Annotated in this window: 1 protein-coding gene and 1 pseudogene; both read right to left on the bottom strand. The window is 33.4% G+C overall.

The features are described from left to right. Positions 1-303: pseudogene (locus L4C33_RS22285) on the bottom strand (hypothetical protein); the annotation flags it as partial. Beyond that, a partial coding sequence (locus L4C33_RS22290) for a nucleotide sugar dehydrogenase (RefSeq protein WP_428814560.1) occupies positions 290-1,328 on the bottom strand: 1,039 nt, incomplete at its 5' end. The pseudogene L4C33_RS22285 and the gene L4C33_RS22290, both read right to left, overlap by 14 nt.

The raw sequence follows: 1,328 nt of genomic DNA on the forward strand, positions 1-1,328 counted from the left end.
GGTTAATATATAAAACAGCAGCCTAGGTAAGAAAGTAGCGCTGATTGTTACAAGTGTTTTTATCTCATTCTTTGAAGACATGTTAAAGATTGTATAACTTGCCCCCCACTGTGAAATAATTGTACAAAGTACAGATAAAGTAACCCCAAAACTAATTTTACCCAGTTGTTCAGGCCCTAAATACCTTGCAACCATTGCTGTAACAATAAGGCCTCCTATAAGTAGAAAACACTTATCTACAATTAGCCACAAACTGTTGCTAATCAGTTTGTTTTTAATAATGTTATGACTAATCACTTCCAAACAAGTCTCTTGTATAAACTTTATCTTTTACAAAAGAAATCTCTTCAACCATTCGGTTTGCAACAATAACATCAGAATCTTCGATAAAACTAGAAAGGTCGCTAACTACTTTAGAGTTAAAGAAGTACTCTTCATTCATATTTGGCTCATAAATTACGACTTCGATTCCTTTCGCTTTGATTCGCTTCATTATCCCTTGAATACTAGATTGTCTAAAGTTGTCAGAGTCTGACTTCATGATAAGTCTGTAGATGCCAACTTTCTTAGGGTTTCTAGATAGTACTGATTCTGCAATAAAGTCTTTTCTTGTTGTATTTGAATCAACTATAGCTTTAATGATGTTATTCGGGACATCGTCGAAATTATTCAATAACTGTTTTGTATCCTTAGGTAAACAGTAGCCACCATAGCCGAATGATGGGTTATTATAGTGATTGCCTATTCTTGGGTCTAAAGATACACCTTCAATAATTTGTCTAGAGTTTAGTAAATGAGATTCAGAATATGTGTCTAACTCATTAAAATATGCCACTCTCATAGCCAAATAAGTGTTGGAAAACAATTTAATCGCTTCCGCTTCTGTTGATTCTGTCAACAATAATGGGACTTCATTATCAACAGCCCCTTCAACTAGTAACTGACCAAACTGAACAGCTTTAGGAGAGTTGGAGCCTATAATAACTCTAGAGGGGTGTAAATTATCATGCAGTGCTTTCCCTTCTCTCAAAAACTCTGGTGAGAAGATTATATTATCATTATTAAATTTCACCCTTGATTCTTTAGTAAAACCAACAGGTACTGTAGATTTAATAATTATAGTGGCATACTTATTCAGTTTAGTTGTTTTTTCAATTACCGACTCTACAGATTTTGTATTAAACTTATTTGTTTTTGGGTCATAATCTGTAGGTGTTGCTACAACTACAAAGTCAGCGCCTTCTATCGCTTCTTTTTCATCAATAGTAGCAAAAAAATCTAGTGACTTATTACTTAAAAAATCTTCTATTTCTCTATCAGATATAGGA

The sequence above is a fragment of the Vibrio makurazakiensis genome, assembly GCF_050337375.1.
GTDB classification, from domain to species: domain Bacteria; phylum Pseudomonadota; class Gammaproteobacteria; order Enterobacterales; family Vibrionaceae; genus Vibrio; species Vibrio makurazakiensis.